This window comes from Borrelia hermsii DAH (assembly GCF_023035675.1).
Lineage (GTDB): Bacteria > Spirochaetota > Spirochaetia > Borreliales > Borreliaceae > Borrelia > Borrelia hermsii.
Genome location: NZ_CP073136.1, coordinates 32,141 through 51,005, shown reverse-complemented (window position 1 = coordinate 51,005; position 18,865 = coordinate 32,141). Strand labels below are relative to the sequence as shown.

At 28.0% G+C, this 18,865-nt stretch carries 18 protein-coding genes, 1 tRNA gene and 1 other RNA gene; 14 read left to right on the top strand and 6 right to left on the bottom strand.

What is annotated here, in order from left to right; all coding sequences use genetic code 11:
- Position 1 precedes the first annotated feature (1 nt).
- Together tpiA and secG are read left to right on the top strand one after the other, a co-directional pair.
- Positions 2 to 766 carry a triose-phosphate isomerase gene (tpiA, locus tag bhDAH_RS00270; RefSeq protein ID WP_012421834.1) on the top strand — a complete coding sequence of 255 codons (765 nt, stop codon included), beginning with the start codon at positions 2 to 4 and terminating at the stop codon, positions 764 to 766.
- 11 nt (positions 767 to 777) lie between these two features.
- A complete protein-coding gene (gene secG, locus bhDAH_RS00265; RefSeq protein ID WP_012421833.1) occupies positions 778 to 1,131 on the top strand; it encodes a preprotein translocase subunit SecG in 354 nt (117 codons plus the stop codon).
- A gap of 39 nt (positions 1,132 to 1,170) precedes the next feature.
- Here secG and ung read toward each other — a convergent pair whose 3' ends face one another.
- Positions 1,171 to 1,842, bottom strand: coding sequence for a uracil-DNA glycosylase (ung, locus tag bhDAH_RS00260; protein ID WP_012421832.1), 672 nt, complete (start codon positions 1,840 to 1,842; stop codon positions 1,171 to 1,173).
- Between the two features lie 80 nt (positions 1,843 to 1,922).
- Here ung and bhDAH_RS00255 point away from each other — a divergent pair, with 80 nt between their 5' ends.
- Positions 1,923 to 2,579, top strand: coding sequence for a TrmH family RNA methyltransferase (locus bhDAH_RS00255; RefSeq protein WP_043924511.1), 657 nt, complete (start codon positions 1,923 to 1,925; stop codon positions 2,577 to 2,579).
- Here the strand turns inward: bhDAH_RS00255 and bhDAH_RS00250 are convergent.
- Positions 2,566 to 3,249: a queuosine precursor transporter gene (locus tag bhDAH_RS00250; protein WP_012421830.1), complete on the bottom strand. Its 684-nt coding sequence runs from the start codon at positions 3,247 to 3,249 to the stop codon at positions 2,566 to 2,568. The two genes, bhDAH_RS00255 and bhDAH_RS00250, sit on opposite strands and share 14 nt — an antisense overlap.
- A 49-nt stretch (positions 3,250 to 3,298) precedes the next feature.
- Positions 3,299 to 3,985, bottom strand: a complete 687-nt coding sequence (locus bhDAH_RS00245) for a queuosine precursor transporter (RefSeq protein WP_043924376.1) — start codon at positions 3,983 to 3,985, stop codon at positions 3,299 to 3,301.
- A gap of 143 nt (positions 3,986 to 4,128) precedes the next feature.
- On the opposite strand from bhDAH_RS00245, the gene ssrA reads away from it, so the two are divergent.
- Positions 4,129 to 4,492: a transfer-messenger RNA gene (gene ssrA, locus bhDAH_RS00240) on the top strand.
- A 46-nt stretch (positions 4,493 to 4,538) separates the two neighbouring features.
- Here ssrA and bhDAH_RS00235 read toward each other — a convergent pair.
- A tRNA-Gly gene (locus bhDAH_RS00235) sits at positions 4,539 to 4,611 on the bottom strand.
- Between the two features lie 154 nt (positions 4,612 to 4,765).
- Between bhDAH_RS00235 and bhDAH_RS00230 the strand changes: the two genes are divergently transcribed.
- Positions 4,766 to 5,128 carry a DUF3276 family protein gene (locus bhDAH_RS00230; protein WP_025406192.1) on the top strand — a complete coding sequence of 121 codons (363 nt, stop codon included), beginning with the start codon at positions 4,766 to 4,768 and terminating at the stop codon, positions 5,126 to 5,128.
- Between the two features lie 8 nt (positions 5,129 to 5,136).
- Here the strand turns inward: bhDAH_RS00230 and bhDAH_RS00225 are convergent, their stop codons facing one another.
- The gene (locus bhDAH_RS00225; protein WP_012421827.1) at positions 5,137 to 5,682 is read right to left on the bottom strand and encodes a ribonuclease HII; all 546 of its coding nucleotides are present in this window, start codon (positions 5,680 to 5,682) and stop codon (positions 5,137 to 5,139) included.
- A gap of 69 nt (positions 5,683 to 5,751) precedes the next feature.
- Between bhDAH_RS00225 and bhDAH_RS00220 the strand changes: the two genes are divergently transcribed.
- Genes bhDAH_RS00220 through phoU form a run of 4 tightly spaced genes read left to right on the top strand, consistent with a single transcriptional unit; the run spans position 5,752 to position 10,323 of the window.
- Positions 5,752 to 8,205, top strand: coding sequence for an AAA family ATPase (locus bhDAH_RS00220; protein ID WP_043924375.1), 2,454 nt, complete (start codon positions 5,752 to 5,754; stop codon positions 8,203 to 8,205).
- Between the two features lie 26 nt (positions 8,206 to 8,231).
- Complete coding sequence (locus bhDAH_RS00215; RefSeq protein ID WP_012421825.1) at positions 8,232 to 8,618, top strand: hypothetical protein; 387 nt, start codon at positions 8,232 to 8,234, stop codon at positions 8,616 to 8,618.
- Positions 8,615 to 9,640: a hypothetical protein gene (locus tag bhDAH_RS00210; protein ID WP_012421824.1), complete on the top strand. Its 1,026-nt coding sequence runs from the start codon at positions 8,615 to 8,617 to the stop codon at positions 9,638 to 9,640. Before bhDAH_RS00215 ends, bhDAH_RS00210 begins: the two co-directional genes overlap by 4 nt.
- A gap of 11 nt (positions 9,641 to 9,651) precedes the next feature.
- Positions 9,652 to 10,323: a phosphate signaling complex protein PhoU gene (gene phoU / locus bhDAH_RS00205; protein WP_012421823.1), complete on the top strand. Its 672-nt coding sequence runs from the start codon at positions 9,652 to 9,654 to the stop codon at positions 10,321 to 10,323.
- 47 nt (positions 10,324 to 10,370) lie between these two features.
- Here the strand turns inward: phoU and bhDAH_RS00200 are convergent, their stop codons facing one another.
- Complete coding sequence (locus tag bhDAH_RS00200; RefSeq protein ID WP_012421822.1) at positions 10,371 to 11,216, bottom strand: CheR family methyltransferase; 846 nt, start codon at positions 11,214 to 11,216, stop codon at positions 10,371 to 10,373.
- 178 nt (positions 11,217 to 11,394) lie between these two features.
- On the opposite strand from bhDAH_RS00200, the gene bhDAH_RS00195 reads away from it, so the two are divergent.
- Genes bhDAH_RS00195 through bhDAH_RS00175 form a run of 5 tightly spaced genes read left to right on the top strand, consistent with a single transcriptional unit; the run spans position 11,395 to position 18,852 of the window.
- Positions 11,395 to 12,903, top strand: coding sequence for a peptidylprolyl isomerase (locus bhDAH_RS00195; protein WP_012421821.1), 1,509 nt, complete (start codon positions 11,395 to 11,397; stop codon positions 12,901 to 12,903).
- A gap of 53 nt (positions 12,904 to 12,956) precedes the next feature.
- Positions 12,957 to 14,408, top strand: a complete 1,452-nt coding sequence (locus tag bhDAH_RS00190; protein ID WP_012421820.1) for a pallilysin-related adhesin — start codon at positions 12,957 to 12,959, stop codon at positions 14,406 to 14,408.
- Between the two features lie 4 nt (positions 14,409 to 14,412).
- Entirely contained in the window at positions 14,413 to 15,186 is a 774-nt protein-coding gene (locus tag bhDAH_RS00185; protein WP_012421819.1) for a lysophospholipid acyltransferase family protein, read from the top strand.
- Positions 15,173 to 16,969 carry a DNA topoisomerase IV subunit B gene (locus bhDAH_RS00180; protein ID WP_012421818.1) on the top strand — a complete coding sequence of 599 codons (1,797 nt, stop codon included), beginning with the start codon at positions 15,173 to 15,175 and terminating at the stop codon, positions 16,967 to 16,969. The genes bhDAH_RS00185 and bhDAH_RS00180 overlap by 14 nt, the downstream gene beginning before the upstream one ends.
- Positions 16,969 to 18,852, top strand: a complete 1,884-nt coding sequence (locus bhDAH_RS00175; protein WP_012421817.1) for a DNA topoisomerase IV subunit A — start codon at positions 16,969 to 16,971, stop codon at positions 18,850 to 18,852. The genes bhDAH_RS00180 and bhDAH_RS00175 overlap by 1 nt, the downstream gene beginning before the upstream one ends.
- The last annotated feature ends 13 nt before the right edge of the window (positions 18,853 to 18,865 follow it).

The window sequence follows — 18,865 nt, the reverse complement described above, 5'->3', positions numbered from 1 at the left end:
AATGAGAAAGATGTTTTTAGCTGGAAACTGGAAAATGCACTATACAAGTGTAGAGGCTGCAGGTGTTGCAAAACAAATTGTAGACGGAGTACAAAATATTAATGATGATGTTGTGATTATGATAACACCCGCATTTACGTCTCTTTGTAAAGTTTGCGAAGTTACTAAGGGAAGTAATGTTCTTCTTGGTGCTCAAAATATGTCTTATGAGAATAGTGGAGCAAGAACAAGTGAAATTTCACCTTCTATGCTTTTAGAATTTGGAGTTGATTACGTAATACTTGGTCATTCTGAATGTAGGACTTATCTTGGAGATACTGATGAAGTAATAAATAAGAAAATTCTTGCAGGACTTAAACATCCATTTAAATATTTAATTCTTTGTATTGGGGAAACTCTTTCGGAGAGAGAAAATAATAAAACCTTAGATGTTGTTTTAAATCAAATTAGAAGAGGCTTAATGTCTGTTTCTGAATCTGATCTTAAGCGAATAATTTTAGCTTATGAGCCTGTGTGGGCAATTGGAACTGGAAAAACCGCAACAAAAGAAGAGGCACAAGAGGTTCACAGGGCAATTAGACTTGAGATTGAATCATTGTATTCAACCTCAGCAGCAGATGACATTATTATTCAGTATGGTGGTTCTGTTAATGTTGATAATGTGGGAGGCCTTATGGGGGAAAATGACATTGATGGAGCGTTGATTGGTGGTGCATCTTTAAAGGCCGATTCATTTTTGAATATAGTTAATAAGGTGGCCAAATAGAGGGGTTTATTTTGGAGTTATTTAGATTTTTAATATTTGTTTTTTTTATTATTACTTCATTTATGATTATCTTGTTAGTGTTATTTCAAGATGAACAAGGTGATGGTATTGGAGGGGTGTTTGGAGGTGGTAGTTCTTCTATTTTTGGGGCAAAATCTTCAAATATTGCGATAAGAATTACAGCATTTTTTATTACGCTTTTTTTTATTTTTGTGATTGCATTGTCTTTTATTAATACCAAAAGAGTTGATAATAGTTTGTTAAGAGATGTTAAGATAGATGAAAAAAGTTCAACATTTTGGAACGATGACATAAAGCAAGATAAAGATACTCTTGATGAGGATACTTCAGATAAAGAAAAATAATTAAATGACTTGCTTGATGCGTTATTAGGCAAGTCGGTGTTATTGAAAGTCTATTGGACTTTTATTGTGTTCTTTTAGATATCTTAAAGCTTGACTAAAGTGATTTGATCCTAAAAAGCCATTATGTGCGGAATAAGGGGATGGATGACTTGTTTCAAGAATTAAATGTCTTGATGCATCTATCAATTCTTTTTTTCCTCTTGCAAAATTACCCCATAACATAAACACAATATTATTTAGGTTTTTTGAAATAATTTTTATTACTTCGTTTGTAAAAATTTCCCAACCAATGTCTTTGTGAGATGATGGACGGCTTTCTTCTACTGTTAATATTGAATTTAGTAAAAATACGCCTTGCGTTGCCCATCGTGTTAGGTCTCCGTTTGGAATAGTTTGAATTTTTAAACTTCTCTCTATTTCTTTAAAAATATTTTGTAGTGATGGAGGTATTTTGATATCTGAATTAACAGAAAAGGCTAAACCATTAGCCTGTCTTTTACCATGATACGGATCTTGCCCGAGTATTACTACTTTTATGTCTTTAAATGGCAAAGAATCAAATGCATTGAATATTAACTTTGGAGGTGGAAATATTTTACCCTTTTTAGTTTTATATTCATTTTTTATGAAATTTACAAGTCTTTTGAAATATCCTTTGCAAAATTCAGCTTTTAATATTTCTTTCCAAGATTCTTCGATTTTTACTTCCACTTTTAATATTATATAAAAAATAATTTATTTTTTAACATTTTAATTGGATTTTATTGGTTTTTTATCTAAAATTATATTTTGTGAGCGATGATACATTTAAGAGAATAGCAATTCTGTCTGAATTTATCACTCAGAAAAGGCGAGAGAGAATAAATGAAGTGCTAAATAATCGAACAAATTATTTAACACTTGTTCTTGAAGATATTTTCCAACCTCAAAATGCAAGTGCTACAATGCGTACAATTGAAATTTTGGGACTTAGTAATATTCATATTATTGAGACTAATAATAAATATACTTTAAATCCAGGTGTTGTTCTTGGTGCTTCAAAATGGATAGATATAATTAAATATAAATGTGTTAAGGCTGCATTTGATAATCTGAAGGGTAATGGATATAAAATAGTAGCTACATCTTTAGATAATAAGGCTATATCCCTTGAAGATTTTCCAATTGATGCTAAGTTGGCAATATTTTTTGGAACGGAATTAACAGGACTTAGTCATTCGGTCTTAGAAAATGCTGATTTGCATTTAAAAATACCAATGTATGGCTTTACGCAAAGCTATAATCTTTCTGTTGCTGTTGCGATAGTCTTTTATTCATTGATTAGTCGTTTAAAAAAAAGTTCTATTAGGTATTTATTAGATGAAGATGAGAAGTTGGTTTTAAAACTTGATTATTATAGAAAAATTATAAAAAACTATCAGGCTATTGAAGAACTTAAGTTTTTTTGACTTTCATAGTATTTAGGAAATAATAGATTAGAGTATCAATGAGCATAATTATGATGGTAAAAATCCATGAACTTTCCACCATATTAATATTCTTGCCAGGGTATAATTGTGCTATTACATGCATTGAAATATTAGCTAACATGTAAGCTATACACGAGGAGCATAGTCTTGACAAATTATGATTTATCCATTTATTGTTTACATGATTCTTTTGTAGTATAGAATATATTTTTATATTAACATAATTACATAGATATATAATATACGTTCCAGTGAAAATTATTGAAATATAAGAAGCATTGTAAAATAATATTTTTAAATGTATGTTAGAAGTATCAAATTCATTTTGTTGAAAATGTAATGTAAAATGCATCATTATTACAAAAGTTATGTGTATAAGCATGTTTAATGTTATGGACTTTATTGCTGATTGCTCATTATATTTTTCTGTAATCAGGTTTAATGAGCAAAGAATTGAGAGAAATGTTATTCCCGATAAGCTCATTTGCTGTTCGAATATAACCACTTTTTTTAATATAATAAGATTTGAAAGTATTGTCATAATGATGTTAAAACAAAAAAGACCCGATTTTCCGAATAGATAGTACAATAATGTTAATTGTAGGTACACAAATGCGAGTAAAGTTATCCATAAAATTATATCTATCATATTGCTAATTATAACAAATTAATGGGTAATAGTTAAACGGATATTACCCTCATATTGAAGTTTTTTTGTTTTGATATATACATTTTGCAATGTAGATGAATGGAGTTCCGAGGATACCAGCAGCTCCTTTAATGAGATATGTGGAAATTATTATATCTAAGTAAGCTTCTTTTGAAAATATATTGAAATATGTTGCAATGCTTACGAAAATTATTGTATCTATAAGTTCGCTTACTAATGTTGAGCCGTTACTTCGTATAAATATGAATTTTGGAAATTTGTCTTTAATAAATTGATATAGGTATATGTCATTTAGTTGAGATATTATGTACGCTATAATTGATGCAGCTAATAGAATTGGAATTGAAGAGAAAATACTTTCTAAGCTTGTTAAATATATATCAAAACTATTTGTTGAAAAATAAAGTTGAATATTTGTGATGAAGGCAAATGCTATAAATCCCATAAATCCAATATAAACTGCTTTTTTTGAGGTTTCGCGACCATAAAATTCTGATAGAATATCTGTTGCAACATATGATGATGCGTAAATAATATTACCAAGGGTGGCATTAAATCCAAATATTGTAATTTGCTTTAAAACTTGAATGTTTGCAATAATTACAGATGATGTTACCCATGCGAATAATCCTTTTTTCCCAAAAAACTTGTACATAATAAGTAGAATTAAATAGGTACAAATTAACATAATGCACCATAGAATTTCGTTATTCAAAAAGGCTCCTTGCAATTTATCACTTTATTATTTATTAATAATATTAGGATTATTATAAGCTTTTATATGTTGTTTTGCAAATTAGATTATTTTGCCTTTTTCAATGCATTTATGTTATACTTTTTTCTAAAACATAATCTAGAGGGGATGTTTTGGATTTGACTAAAAACTTTAGTAGCATAAATTGCAAGCAGAGGGAATCTCTTAAAACTTCTTTAATAAATGCAAGAAATAATAACTTTACAAGTTCAAATCTTGTAATGGCTGCTTAAATTAGCAGAGAGTTCTGCTGGATTTTGCTTTGAGGTTCAGCTTATACTCTTTTAAGACATCAAAGCTTGCTTAAAAATATTTCAAGTTGATTTTTAGGGACTTTTAAATTTGAGAGTAATTTGGCGGTTTGCTAGTTTTTCCAAACCTTATTACTTAAAGAAAACACTAGCTAAGCTTGTAGATATTTATGATATTATTTTTAGGACGCGGGTTCAATTCCCGCCATCTCCAATATTATTTTGAATTAAAATATATACTGACTTGTAATTTTATTTGAAAAAGCGTCCTATCGGAATCGAACCGACATCATTAGCTTGGAAGGCTAAGGTAATTGACCATTATACGAAGGACGCATAAATAACAGAGTTGATTCTATAAAAAAATACACTTTATGTCAATTAATTTTATTATTAATTTTGGCTAGTATTTTTTTTGTTTAGTAAGTACAATTATGTTAACTTTTGTGTAAGCTGACATGATATAAAGACTTTTTGTGTGGAGGAATTAATGGGCGAGAGAGGGGAAGTATATTCTGATAAGTTATTTACAAATTCTGATAGAACTTATTTTTTTAATGTCAAAGAAAATAGGAAGGGTGATTATTTTTTGAATATTGTAGAGAGCAAGAGAAATGTTAATGGAGATTTTGAGAGACATTCGGTTTTTGTTTATGAAGAGAATATTGAAGAATTTGAGTCAAATTTGTTAAGAGCAATTTCTGTAATTAAGAAAAAGATTTCTGAGAATTCGATTGCAAGAAGGGAGTATCATAATGATTTTGACCGCCATAGTGAAAGAATTAAAAATAATAATCTTAGTTTTGATAGGAATTATCGTTTATCAGGAAGACCTAGAAATGGAGATAATTAAAATTTTATTTAAATGAACTTAAAACTTCTTCTGTGAAGATTTGAAATTCCATGTTTTTTTATTGCCTCTTTATGTTCCTTTGTTGGATATCCTTTGTTTTTGTTAAGTGCATATAGGGGGTAAATTTTATTGTATTCATCCATCAATTTGTCTCTTTGTACTTTTGCAATGATTGATGCTGCTTTTATTTCATTAATAATAGAATCTCCTTTAATTATTGCTTGAATTTTTTTAGCTTTTATTTTTGGAATAAATTTTCCGTCCACAAGTACCAAATCACAGTTTATGTCTAACTTTTCATATGCAATTTGCATTGCAAGAAGCGAAGCATGATGAATATTGATTTTATCAATGGTTTCATTAGATACTTCTGCAAACGCATAATATGAGTTTTCAAGTATTAATGATGAGAGATATTCTCTTTTTGCTTTTTTAAGTTTTTTTGAATCATCTAATTCATTTAAAAAATTAGGATTTCCTTTAAAAATAACAGCTGCACTAAGAACAGGTCCAAAGATGCAACCTCGTCCAACTTCATCAATTCCACAAATCATAACTATTGATTATAATATAAAATTATTCTTAGTAAATTAATCTTATTTGTAATTGAATTGGGAGTAGCTTTGTTTTTAGAAAAAATAGGCCTTTTAGGCTTTAAATCTTTTGTTAAAATGCAAGAACTAAAATTAAATAGTAGTTTAAATTTTATTGTTGGGCCTAATGGTTGTGGGAAAAGTAATTTATTAGATGCAATTCGTTTTTGTATAGGGGAGGATAATTTAAGTATTTTAAGAGTTAAATATATTACAGATTTGATTTCTGCTGCTAAGTCAGGAGAATCAAATTTTGCGGAGGTGACTCTTTTCTTTAATAATGAAGATTTGTCTGTTAGTGATTTTAGGGATAGATTTTACATTAGAAGAAGGCTTTATAAAGATGGCACAAGTGAATATTTTTTGAATGATGATACTTTAAATCTTAAAAGTTATATGAGCCTTATCAATAAGTTAAGGTTAAAGAATTCACCCTATATGTTTATTAATCAAGGTAAAATTGAAAGAATTTCTTCAAGTGGAAATATTAATTTGAAATCTTTAATAGAAGAGGCGAGTGGAATAGATATGCTTAGAGTTGAAGAAGAGCAGGCATATAAGAGATTGGAAAAGTCCAAAGAAAACTTAAATTCTCTTTGGATTTTAAGGGATGAGTTAAATAATAAATATGAGAAGATTAAAAATGATTTTTTGCTTAAGGGTAAGTATCAAAACTTAAAAAAAGATTTAGAGGCATTGGAAAAGAACTTACGATTAAAAAAACTCTTTAATATTAATTTTGAGTTGAATGAACTTAAGAGCAAATTAGATATTAAGGATATAGATAAGATTTTATCTTTAAATAGCTTTTCTATTGAAAGTGTTAAAGAAAAGTTAGAATTTTATTCTTTTAGAGAAAAGAATGTTATTAAAAATATTGAGGTAATTAAAAAGGAAATTGAAACTTTAAAATCTAAATTACTTGAAATAGAGATCAAAATTCAAAAATTAGAACATGACAGAAAAGGAAAATTAAATTTAGCAAATATTTTTATGAGCAATAAGGCACAAATTGAATCAGTAAAGGTTAGCATAAATGAAGAACTAATGAATTTGAATAATTCTCTTCAAGCTAAGAAGAAAGATTTTTTTGATCTCACTGATGAGATCAATAGGTATACTAGGAGTTTTTTTGAAATTATTGATTTAGTCTTATCAATTTCTAAGGAGAGTAACATAGAAGAATTTGAACTACTAAAGAAAAATATTTTTAATGCTTTAAAGTCTTTTGAAGATACCTTAAGCATAAAATATATTAAAGAGATTAGGGAAAATTTGCTTAAATATATAGTCAAGGAAGATAAGCTTTTAAATTTATTAAAGGAAAAAATTGAACCTATATTTGAGCAAAATGTCGATTTAAGAAAATTTTTGCTTTCAAAAAATAATTCTAAGGCTAGTCTTGCAAAGGAAATTACTACTATTGAGGCTTTGGTATCAGATAAAACTATAAAATTAAACGAGATATTAGGAGAGATTGAATATACAGAACTTTCTAGACTTAAGAATGAAGATGAGATTAAATTAATAGATAGTAATTTAAAATTTTTATTTGAAACTAGGGATGAGCTTATGGAAAGGCTTAATAATTTGAACTTAAAATTAGACGAATTAAGTTTGGAGAGAAGTGATATTAATGTTAATTTGGATAAATTTTTAAGTGAAGCTAAGGGTAATGAATTGGTTGCTAGTAATGAGATTAATTCTTTAAATTTGTTAGATGCTTTTAAAAATTCATCTTATTATGAATATATGAAAAAACAGGCGGAATATGACGTTTTGTTTAATTCTAGTTTAGATATTGAGGATGAGATAAAAGATTTTAATCGTGTTAATAAGAATTTGGAAAAGTTTGAACTTACAGAAGATATGGCAAAAATAGATGCTTTACAAAAAGAAATCAATGTTATTGAACATAATAATTATATTTTCTTTAATGTTGAGAGAGAATATAATGAGATAAAAGAAAAGGTTGAGAAAATAGGTCTGCAAATAGATGATTTAAACTTGACTAAGGAATCTCTAAATAAGCTGAGGAGAAAAATAAAGAGGGAAATTGATAAAAGATTTAATGATGCTTTTGGTGAGATTAATAACCATTTTATTTATTTTTTTAGTCGAATGTTTAAGGGCAATGGGAGTCTTTTTTATGATAAGGACTTAGGTGAGATAGAAATCAAAATAAACTTTAAAGATAAGTTAGCTAAGAGGAATAAAATGCTTTCTGGGGGAGAACATTCTTTAATTAGCATAGTATTTTTATTTGCTTTGTATTATTATTCTCCAGCTTCATTTTGTGTGCTTGATGAAATAGATGCTTCTCTTGATTTTGAGAATAGTAACAAACTTTCAGGGCTTTTAAAGGAGCTTGGGCAGAAAGTTCAATTGTTGATAATAACTCATAATATGTATGTTGCACAAGGAAGTAAAAATTTAATCGGTGTTACTAGTGATAATGGAGAAAGTGTAATATTTAATATATAATTTACTTAGTATATAGGGAAATTATTATGAGAGAGAAAAAAATTCATTTTCAGAAATATTTTTTAATATTGATATTTTTATCGATTATTGTTTCTTTTCTTACTTATTTTTATTCATATAGAATGATTGAAAATACCCGTAGTAGTGTAGAAGAAGATTTAAGTCGTAAATTAAAGTTACTTAATATAGAAGATTTTTATTTTGATTTAAATTCTAGTCTAAACATGGATGATTTTTTCTTTCCCAAACCTGATCTTCCTGATGGTAAATTAGAGGATGGTGTAATGCATCATCAGTCAATTAGTGAGGAGCTTCTTAAGAGTCTTTGGGTAAAGTCAGATAATTTGTTTAATATTGATTTGGAAGAGAAAAATGAATTATTGGTTGATAAAATTTTGGAAAATTATAAGTGAGTAAAGAATGTTTTATTTATTGTAATTTTTTATTTTTTATTATCAGTATAATATCTTCTTTGGCTTTTGAAAATCGATATAGTACGTATGAGCTTGATTTTAGTAGTGAGAAGCAAGAATTTTTGGTAAATACTAATTCAAAGTTTAATTTTTTTTTTAAAGATGCAGCTTGGATTTATATTAAGAATGCTAAGAATAATGCCTTTATTAAACTTTTAGCAGAATCTTATCAGGATGGGGCTATGTTTACTTTTCAAACCTCAAGGAATGTTGGAATTATTATGTTGACTTTTAGATATCAAAATGTAAAAGATTCTAGGGAGTTTACTAAAAATGTAATTTTAAAGATTACTAAAGGGGAAGGATTTTCTAAATTAGATGAAATCAAACCTGAGGATAATTTGGATCTAGATAAAGGTATTCAAACTGATAAGAGTGATAATAATTCAAGTTTGAGAGATATTATGAGGAGAGCTTTAAATTTATCTTACATTAATGACTATAAGGGAGCAATTGAGCTACTTAATAGGTACGATTTTAATGATGATGAATATATTTTATTAAAGGCTGAGCTTTATTATAAGAGTGGTGATTACTTAAATTCTTACTTGAATTACTTGAGTTTGAGAGATAGATACTTTAATAAGATTTTTTTAAGTCTTATTAATCTTGGAATTAAATTGAATAAGGTGGAAAATGTATTAAAAGATGTTAAATTTTTAGTAGAGAATAATGTTGCTTTTGGTGAGGATATTTATCTTGATATTCTTGAGTTTTTGTTAATGAATCGCGAATATGAGTTTTTTTTGAATTTAAGTTTGCTATACTATCCAAAATATTTAAATTCAAGGTTTCCAGATAGATATAACTATTTGTTGGGCAAGCTATATGAGAGTGAGAGCAAATATAAGGATTTTGTAAAGTCTCTTAGTTGCTATAAAAGAGTTATTGATAGCTATCCTTTTAGCAGTTATTATGAGCTCTCTAAATTGAGATATTTATTTTTAAAACGGTTTTTTTAGGAGAATTTGGTATGATTAGGCGTAAACTTACTAAACAACTTGAAGTTATTAAAGATTATCTTTGGGATATGAAGGAGTGTGTTCTTAAAATAATAGAAAACTCGTTAATAGCTTTGGAATCTAGAGACAAAAATTTGGCTAAAAAGATTATTAATGAAGATGAAAAAATGATAGACGATTATCAATATGATATTGAGGATTTATGTGGACGAATAATCGCTACTGAGCACCCTGTTGCTACTGAACTTAGAGAAATTTTGGCAATTATTAAAATAATTAGCTCTCTTGAACGTATTGCGGATCATTCTACTAAAATTGTAAAGGTTGTACTCCTTTTAGAATCTAATGAAGGGGATTTTTCTTCGGTTGACATTTATCAGAAGCCTTTAAGGGAAATGGCAGACACAGCAAAAGATATGCTTGCAAATATTTTTGATGCTTACTTTGATGGAGATTTTATTAAAATACTTAAAATAGTAAAGTACGACAATATTATAGATAAACTATTTTCAAAGCAAAGAACGGTTGTAATTGATGCGATGAAAAATAATCCAGAGAATTTAGATTATCTTTTAAATATACTATTTTTAAATAGTTTTTTAGAAAGAGTTGGAGACCATGTTGCAACGATAGGTGAGTTACTTTATTTTGTTAAAGTAGGAGAGAAAGTAAATCTGACTTAAAGAAATAGGCATTTAAGTGGTAAATAGGCAATTGTAAGTTGCTTTATTTAATTGATTTTTTTGTATGTTGCTGGCATGATGTACTCTAAATTTTTATTGCCCCTAATTGTTTCTGAATGACCAATGAATAAATAAGAATCATTTTTTAAATGTTGATTGAATTTTTCAGCAAGTTTATTCCTAGTTTTTTCATCAAAATAAATCATTACATTTCTGCAAAAGATTAAATCAAATTTTTTCTTGAATGGAAAAAATTCATTCATTAGATTCAATTTTTTAAATTGAATCATTTTTTTAAGTATGTCTTTGACTTCAAATTTATTATTTGTAAGTTTATTTAAATATTTGTTTTTTAGATGTTTTGGAAGTGTTTTTACCCGATCTTCTGGATAAATTCCCCGTTTAGCTTCATTAAGAACAGTAATTGAAATATCTGTTGCTAGGATTTTTACTTTGCAGTGGATTTTGTTATTGTCTATGTATTCGTTTAATATCATTGCAATTGTATATGCTTCTTCTCCACTTGAACATCCAGCTGACCATATTCTAATTTCTTCTTCTGATTGCATCATTTGTTTAAGCATTTTGGGTAAAAGTTTGTTCTCAAGAAATTCAAAATGATTAGGTTCTCTAAAAAAATAAGTGTGATTTGTTGATATTTTATCCACTAATTCTATTAAAGATATTTGATTTTTTTGATTTTCTAAGTAATTAATGTATTCTGTAAAACTGCTCAAATTTTTTGCTTTGATTATTGATGATAATCGGCTTTCAATTAATAATTTTTTTTTCTCGTTAAGATTAATACCGAAATTATTATAAATTATTTTGGTGAGCCTACTAAGTTCTTCTTGATTTATTTTGATATTAAATCCACTGTGCATATGCGTCATCTTCTACCACATTTTTCATTATTAAGCTATAGGGATCTTTTAGTTCCCAAAACATTTAAATACATTTATGATACCAAAAATGTTTTTTGATATAAATGTTTTAATTGAAATAATATGTTAATTATGCTATTTTAATATCTAAAATGTTATTTTACTTTAAATTATAAGGGTTGTTTTTATGCGTAAGAGAGTAAGAGATGCAAAAGAAATTATATCCAAAGTTGATTTTAATGATAAAAGGGTTGGGCTATGGGGGCTTTTAGCGCTTATCTTAATTGTATTTGGGTTTATTATTGCACCCTTAATGCCAGGTTTATTTGATACTACTGATTCATCTAATTTAAAATTTGGATCTTATAAAGGGCAACCAATTTATTATGAAAAAGGTAATAAATTGGCTCAATATGTTAATTCTTACTCAAATTTTTATTCTAAATTAAAAAAAGATAACAATCTTGATATAGAATATTTTATTTGGAACTTGGCTTTTATGAAATATGTTGAAGATATTGCCTTTCTTGATTTGGCAAAGACTAATAGCTTCTATGTTTCAAAAAATATTTTGAATAAAAATTTAATGAACTCTCCTGTGTACTTAGACTCTAGTGGTAATTTTAGTCCCAAGAGATACAATAAAGTTTCTGATTATCAAAAGTTTAAAATTCATAGTGAATCAGTAGAAAACTTACTCTCTTCAAACATGCAAATTTTCTTAAGCAGCAGCTTTATATTGCCAGATTCTATCCCGAATGCTATTAAAAGTATGAGCGAAGCTAGAAAGAATGTTGCGTATGTTGAACTTTCATATCAAGATTTTCCTAAAGATGAGGTCAGCTCTTATGCTGAGCAGAACCAAAAGTTGTTTAAGAGTTTAGATATTGTTTCTATTCGGTTTAAAAATTTAAAGGATGCTGGTGATGCTTATGAGAAATTATCTAAGGGCATGCCTTTTGAAGAGGTTGCTAAATTTTTTTCCGAAGATGTTACTAATTTTAAAGGCGTTGCTTCTTCTAGAAAATATTATTTTGATTTGGATCTTATGCTTGAGAAAAAGGAGGATCTTGCTGCAATTTTTTCTTTGAAGATGAATGAATTTACCAGTCCTATTAAATCTAAGAATGGAAATGAATATGAGATATACAAAGCATTAAGCAATATTTATGATTTTGATAAAAATTCAGAGCATGATATTAATTCTGTTAGGAATTACATAGAAACTTATGAACCAAATGTTATTGAGACTTTTCTTGAGAATAAGCTTAATGGTGTTTTGAGTGAAATTAATTCTGATGGAGCGCAACAAGTTTTAAAAAAACATAATTTGGCATTAAAAGAAGATACCGTTAATCTTGCTTATAATATGAATGTTTATCCTAGTACTTTAAAGGAACTCTCAAATTTTAGCAATAGTAAGGATTTCTATGATATCATTTTTGATTTGAAAGAAGGTCAATGGTCTAAGCCTTTTTTAGCAGATCACAGAGTTTATTTATTTTCTTTGCGTCCAAGTGTTAATTATTCTGTTAGTGATAATAATTTAATTAAAGAGGATCGTATTTTTGATAGTCTTTATCAGGCGAATACTAAGTTAGTGATAGATTATGTTTTGAATAAAAATAATTTTAAGGAAAATTTTAATGAGGCATTTTTTTCTTTGCAGGATTTTGGTTTAAAGACCAGCAATTAGTATGTTGAAACATTTAAGTTGTTGGTGAAAATAATAGGTAAAAATCATGTGGTATGTGTTTTAAAAAATGGATTATATTTCTTTTTTTGCTTCTATTCTCTTGTGTTAAGGGAAATAGGGATTTTATTGTTTTTAATAAAGAGATAAAGAAAGTTAGTGAAATAAATTATTCTGATGTGGATGTAAGTGGAGATACTGGAGATGATGTTTTTGATTCTCTTATTGATCTTAAGGGTTACAAGATTCTGTCAGTTCATCAGGAAAATTTAAATTTAGATGTTTATTTTGAACAAGTAGTTTTAGCGCAAAATTTTGCGGATCTTAAAACCTATTTATTTATTATTGGTTTTGATCCAAAAAGTCATGAGGCAGTCGTTCTTTTTAAAACACAAGTAGATATTGATTCTAAAAATTCTTACAATATGTATCTTGAAGATATTACTGGTGATTATGATTTTGATATAGTAGTCCAAGGTTTTTTAAATGAAGATTCTGTTTTGTATGTCTTTCAAAGAGCTGTTGCTAATAATGTTGCATCGTATAGACCTATATTTTTTGATAAGGTGAATGGAAGTATTATTATAAATAAATATGAGAGATCTTCAGCTTATGATGATAAGAGATCAAGGGAGAGTTATTCTATTTCTTTAGAAAGGTATGAAAAGCAGGGTGAGGATATGGTAGTGAGTAAGATAGAAAAGTATGAGTATTCTCAATTACAAGGCAAGTATTATCCTTTATCCGCTAGTGAGAAGATCAGGCGGATAGATAATGATGTATATAAGACTTTAAAGCATTTGCCCAAAGATGAAGTTTATAAATTTTTATATGGTGTTTGGTATGATAGTGATGCACATCAACGTTTAGGGAAATCAAACTTTGAGAATGTTTTATTTTTATCGTTTAATAGGCATCTTAATGAAATTAGTATTTTTAAGAACAATTCTCAAGAAATAGCACACATTGAGTATATCTCAAGACCTGCTTATAATACTCTTAATATTAGTACCAAGTCTATTTTTTCAGATTTAATAGTGTATAATTTTTGGATTAAAATCATTGATATTGATAATATTGAAATAAAAATTGATACTGGAACTGATGCTTATGATAAGTATGGATTCTCAGGTGTTTTTAAACGGTTTAATGATTCTGTTTTAGTTGATGATTCAGAGCACTCTTTGTTTATTCCAAATGGTAATTATGTGTATAAGGATATAATTTATGATTTTTCTTATCCTAATCTTACTTATATTGTTGGAGATAACATTTATTATGGAATTTTTAATGTTTTTAGTTTAAATAATAATTTAGTGCTTGAGTATGAAGTTAGCATGGATGAAAATAAGATAAGCGCAGCCTTTATTATTGAGCATAGCGAGAGAATAGTGCAGAAGCAAAAGTTTTCTACAATTGTTCTTAATCCTATTAAAATTTTAAAAGATGAAGTAAATTTGATGAAAGGGCAGAAATTGAAACTTGAAAGGATAGAGAAATTAGGATAAATTTATGAAAATATTAAGAAGTATTGTGGCTTATATTAATTTTTTTTTCTTTATTTTGATTTTTACTGTTTTATTTCCAGTATTTTTAATTTTTAAACTTTTTAAGTTTGAAAGTCATTTTATAAAATTTAGTTTTATATTAGTTAGATTCGCTATTAAGAGTTGTTTGTGGTTTGCTGGAATTAAGGTTGTTATTACAAAGGATAATGATTGTTCTTTTCAGAAGGGTGGTGTACTCATTATGGCAAATCATATTGCTTCAATGGATCCACTTTTTTTAATTTATGTCTTTGTAAAACCCTTTGTGATAGTTGCTAAGAGATCGCTTTTAAGCATTCCTTTAGTTAATTTTTTATTAATTTCTATGGGAGCTATTTTTATAAATAGGAATAGTATAAAATCTTCTGCTATTACTCAAAGGAAGGCGACTAAGGTTATTCAAGAGGGGGGAGCTATTGGAATTTTTCCTGAAGGCACTAGGAATCGAGGTAAGGATACAAGAGATTTTAAAAGAGGTTCTGTTAATCTGGCTTTAAGGACGAATTCTCCAATTATTCCTGTTACTTTGCTTAATACGCATAAGATTTTTGTTAAAAATTTGATATTGAATTCAGGATTATCCATATATGTACATATTCATTCTTTAATAGATGTTTCTATTTTGACAAATGATGAAAAAGAGAGGCTTCATGTTATTGTTAGAGATAAGATAGTTAAAAAACTAGAAATAATGAAAATTCAATATAATATTGATAGGAATTTAAATGAAGACAAATAATTATGATGAGAGTAAAATTGTTACCTTATCTTCCCTTGAACATATTAGGTTGCGATCTGGAATGTATATTGGGAGATTGGGAGATGGCTCTAATATTGATGATGGTATTTACATTTTAGTTAAAGAGATCATCGATAATTCAATTGATGAATTTATTATGGGTTATGGCAAAGAAATTGTGATAAAAAAGGAAGATAATGTCATTAGTGTAAGAGATTATGGTCGTGGAATTCCTCTTGGAAAAGTTGTGGAGAGTGTTTCTGTTATTAATACTGGTGCTAAATATAATGATGATGTTTTTCAATTTTCTGTAGGACTTAATGGAGTTGGAACTAAGGCCGTTAATGCTTTAAGCTCAAAATTTTTAGTAAGGTCAATAAGAGAAGGTAACTTCTTTGAGGCTGTTTTTTCAAAAGGAAATTTAATCAATACTACAGAGGGTAAATCAGATGAGCATGATGGCACTTATATTGAATTTTTAGCTGATACTGAAATTTTTGGTAAATATAAATATAGTGAAGATTTTTTACGGAGAAGATTTTTTCACTATGCTTGCTTAAATAAAGGTTTAAAAATTAATTATAATGACCAGATTTTTCAATCTAATAATGGACTTCTCGATTTTATAAATGATGAGATTAAAGATGAAGATTTACTTTATAATTTTGTTTATTATTCTAGTAAGACTTTAGAATTTGCATTCTCTCATACAAACAATTATGGCGAGACATATTTTTCATTTGTGAATGGACAGTATACTAGTGATGGAGGTACCCATCAGACAGGATTTAGAGAAGGTTTTGCTAGAGCCATTAATGATTTTTTAAAAAAAACATATTCATCTACTGATATTAGAGAAGGACTTGTAGCTACTCTTTCAGTTAAGATAAAAGATCCAATATTTGAAAGTCAAACTAAGAATAAGCTTGGCAATATTGAAACTAGAAGTAATGTTGCTAAGGAAGTACAAAGGGTAATCTTAGAGATCCTTTATAAAGATAAGACACTTGCAAAGGCAATTGAAAGCAAAGTTGTTGACAATGAACGTCTTAGAAAAGAATTGAGTAGCGTACGTAGAGAGGCAAAAGAGAGAGCTAAGAGAATATCTTTTAAAATCCCTAAGCTTAAAGATTGCAAGTTCCACTTTAATGAAAAGAGTATGCATTCTGGTTCGACTATGATCTTCTTAACCGAAGGGGATTCTGCAACAGGTTCAATGGTATCTTGTAGGGATGTATATACACAGGCTATATTTTCTCTTCGTGGTAAGCCTCAAAATATGTTTGAAAAAAATAAGTCTGAGATATATAAAAATGAAGAACTATACAATATGATGGTGGCTCTTGGCATTGAAGAATCAATTGAAAATTTAAGATATAATAAGATAGTAATTGCTACAGATGCAGATTTTGATGGTTTTCATATTAGGAATTTGCTTTTAACATTTTTCTTGACTTATTTTGAAGATTTGGTTTTAAATAAACATATCTATATTTTAGAAACACCACTCTTTAGAGTAAGAAATAAAAGTTCCACTATTTATTGTTATTCTGAAGAAGAGAAGCAAAAAGCTATTTTTGAACTTAAAAATCCAGAAGTTACAAGATTTAAAGGACTTGGAGAGATTTCCCCGAGTGAGTTTAGGAGTTTTATTGATGTTGCTACTATTAAACTTACAAAAGTAGATCTTGTCAACATTAAGGAAATAAAAGAGCAATTAGGGTTTTATATGGGGCCAAATACTCCTGAGAGGCGAAACTTTATTATGGAGAATTTAATCTAATGGATATTAAAACATTACTTAAGGATAATTTTTTACAGTATTCATCTTATGTCATTAAGGATCGTGCAATTGCTAGTGTTATTGATGGATTTAAACCCGTGCAGAGACGGATCATACATTCTCTTTTTGAGATGAATGATGGTAATTTCCATAAGGTTGCAAATGTTGTTGGAAATGCAATGAAATACCATCCCCATGGAGACACCTCAATTTATGAAGCACTTGTTAATATGGCAAATAAGGATTTATTTATTGAAAAACAAGGAAATTTTGGTAATCTTTTAACGGGTGACCCCGCTTCTGCATCGCGTTATATTGAATGTCGATTAACTCCCCTGGCATTTGATGTGCTTTATAGCAAGGAAATAACATCTTATGAGCCTTCTTATGATGGCCGTAATAATGAACCTTTGATTTTTCCTGCTAAAATTCCTGTAATACTTATTCAGGGAAGTGAAGGAATTGCTGTTGGAATGGCTGCTAAAATTCTTCCTCATAACTTTAATGAGATTTTAAGTGCCGTTAAGAGTGAATTGCTTGGGGAGTCTTATGAGCTTTATCCTGATTTCCCAACAGGTGGGATAGTTGATGTTAATGAGTATGCTGATGGAAATGGTAAAGTTTTGGTTCGTGCAAGAATTGAGCCTACAGATGATAATAAGGCCATTTTAATAAAAGAATTGCCATTTGGAGAAACCACTGAAAGTTTGATAGCTTCAATTGAGAGAGCTATTCGAAAAAATTATATTAAGGTCTCAAGTATTAACGATTTTACTACCGAGAATGTAGAGATTGAATTAACTCTTCCAAGAGGAGTTTATGCAAGTGAAGTTATTGAAAAACTGTATCATTATACGAATTGTCAAGTTTCTATTTCTGTTAATTTGCTTTTACTGAGCGAGAGATATCCTGTTATCTATACTATCACAGATATTATCAAGTTCCATGCTGAGCATTTGCAAAAGGTTTTAAAGATGGAACTTGAACTAGAAAAAAGTAAAATACTTGAAAAAATATTCTCTAAAACCTTGGAGCAAATATTTATTGAAAAGAAGATTTATAAAATTCTTGAGACTATTTCTAAAGAATCTGATGTTGTTGGTATTGTGCTTAGTGAAATTTTAAAGTATAAAGATAGCTTGTCTAGAGATATTGTTTTAGATGATATTGAAAATTTACTTAAAATTCCTATTAGAAAAATAAGTATGTTTGATATTGATAAGAACAATAAAGATATCAGGACTTTAAGCAAAGAATTACGAAGTGTAGAGAGTAATATTAGGTCAATTAGAGGTTATTCAATAAATTTTGTTGATAAACTTCTTGCAAAATATTCTAAAATTTATCATAGGAAGACGGAAATATCTCTTATTAAGTCAAAAAATGTTAGAGAAATAGCTACTAAAAATATGAAAGTTTATTTAAACTTAAAGGCAGGTTTTGTTGGGACTAGTCTTATTGATGGCGAGTTTATTGGAAATGCTAGCTATTATGATAAAATACTGATATTTAAAAAGAATTCTTATATTTTGAAAAATATTGAGGATAAAACCTTTATTGATAAGAATAATGTGAATGCCTTAATTTATGATATAAATAATTCTAAAGATCAAGTGTTTTCTATAATTTATCTAAGTAAAACTGATAATTTTTATTATGTTAAGAGATTTAAGATAGATAAGTTCATCACGGATAAGGTGTATAAATTTTTAAATGATGGGGATGAATTTGTAGACTTGGCTTTAAATCCAGGATTTGTAGAATTTTCTAATAGTAGAGATGTGGTTAAAATGATTAATATTGATGATTTTATGATCAAATCACGAATTTCTGTTGGGAAGAGGATTGCAAGCAGTACTATTAAGAAAGTTAAGTTTAAATAGATTTGTAGCAGAA

What these genes read in the sequence shown, in the direction of transcription:
- tpiA (WP_012421834.1), top strand. Translation starts at nt 2, where the DNA reads ATGAGAAAGATGTTTTTAGCTGGAAACTGGAAAATGCACTATACAAGT.
- bhDAH_RS00250 (WP_012421830.1), bottom strand. Translation starts at nt 3,249, where the DNA reads ATGATAGATATAATTTTATGGATAACTTTACTCGCATTTGTGTACCTA.
- bhDAH_RS00230 (WP_025406192.1), top strand. Translation starts at nt 4,766, where the DNA reads ATGGGCGAGAGAGGGGAAGTATATTCTGATAAGTTATTTACAAATTCT.
- bhDAH_RS00225 (WP_012421827.1), bottom strand. Translation starts at nt 5,682, where the DNA reads ATGATTTGTGGAATTGATGAAGTTGGACGAGGTTGCATCTTTGGACCT.
- bhDAH_RS00215 (WP_012421825.1), top strand. Translation starts at nt 8,232, where the DNA reads ATGAGAGAGAAAAAAATTCATTTTCAGAAATATTTTTTAATATTGATA.
- phoU (WP_012421823.1), top strand. Translation starts at nt 9,652, where the DNA reads ATGATTAGGCGTAAACTTACTAAACAACTTGAAGTTATTAAAGATTAT.
- bhDAH_RS00200 (WP_012421822.1), bottom strand. Translation starts at nt 11,216, where the DNA reads ATGACGCATATGCACAGTGGATTTAATATCAAAATAAATCAAGAAGAA.
- bhDAH_RS00195 (WP_012421821.1), top strand. Translation starts at nt 11,395, where the DNA reads ATGCGTAAGAGAGTAAGAGATGCAAAAGAAATTATATCCAAAGTTGAT.
- bhDAH_RS00190 (WP_012421820.1), top strand. Translation starts at nt 12,957, where the DNA reads ATGTGTTTTAAAAAATGGATTATATTTCTTTTTTTGCTTCTATTCTCT.
- bhDAH_RS00185 (WP_012421819.1), top strand. Translation starts at nt 14,413, where the DNA reads ATGAAAATATTAAGAAGTATTGTGGCTTATATTAATTTTTTTTTCTTT.
- bhDAH_RS00180 (WP_012421818.1), top strand. Translation starts at nt 15,173, where the DNA reads ATGAAGACAAATAATTATGATGAGAGTAAAATTGTTACCTTATCTTCC.
- bhDAH_RS00175 (WP_012421817.1), top strand. Translation starts at nt 16,969, where the DNA reads ATGGATATTAAAACATTACTTAAGGATAATTTTTTACAGTATTCATCT.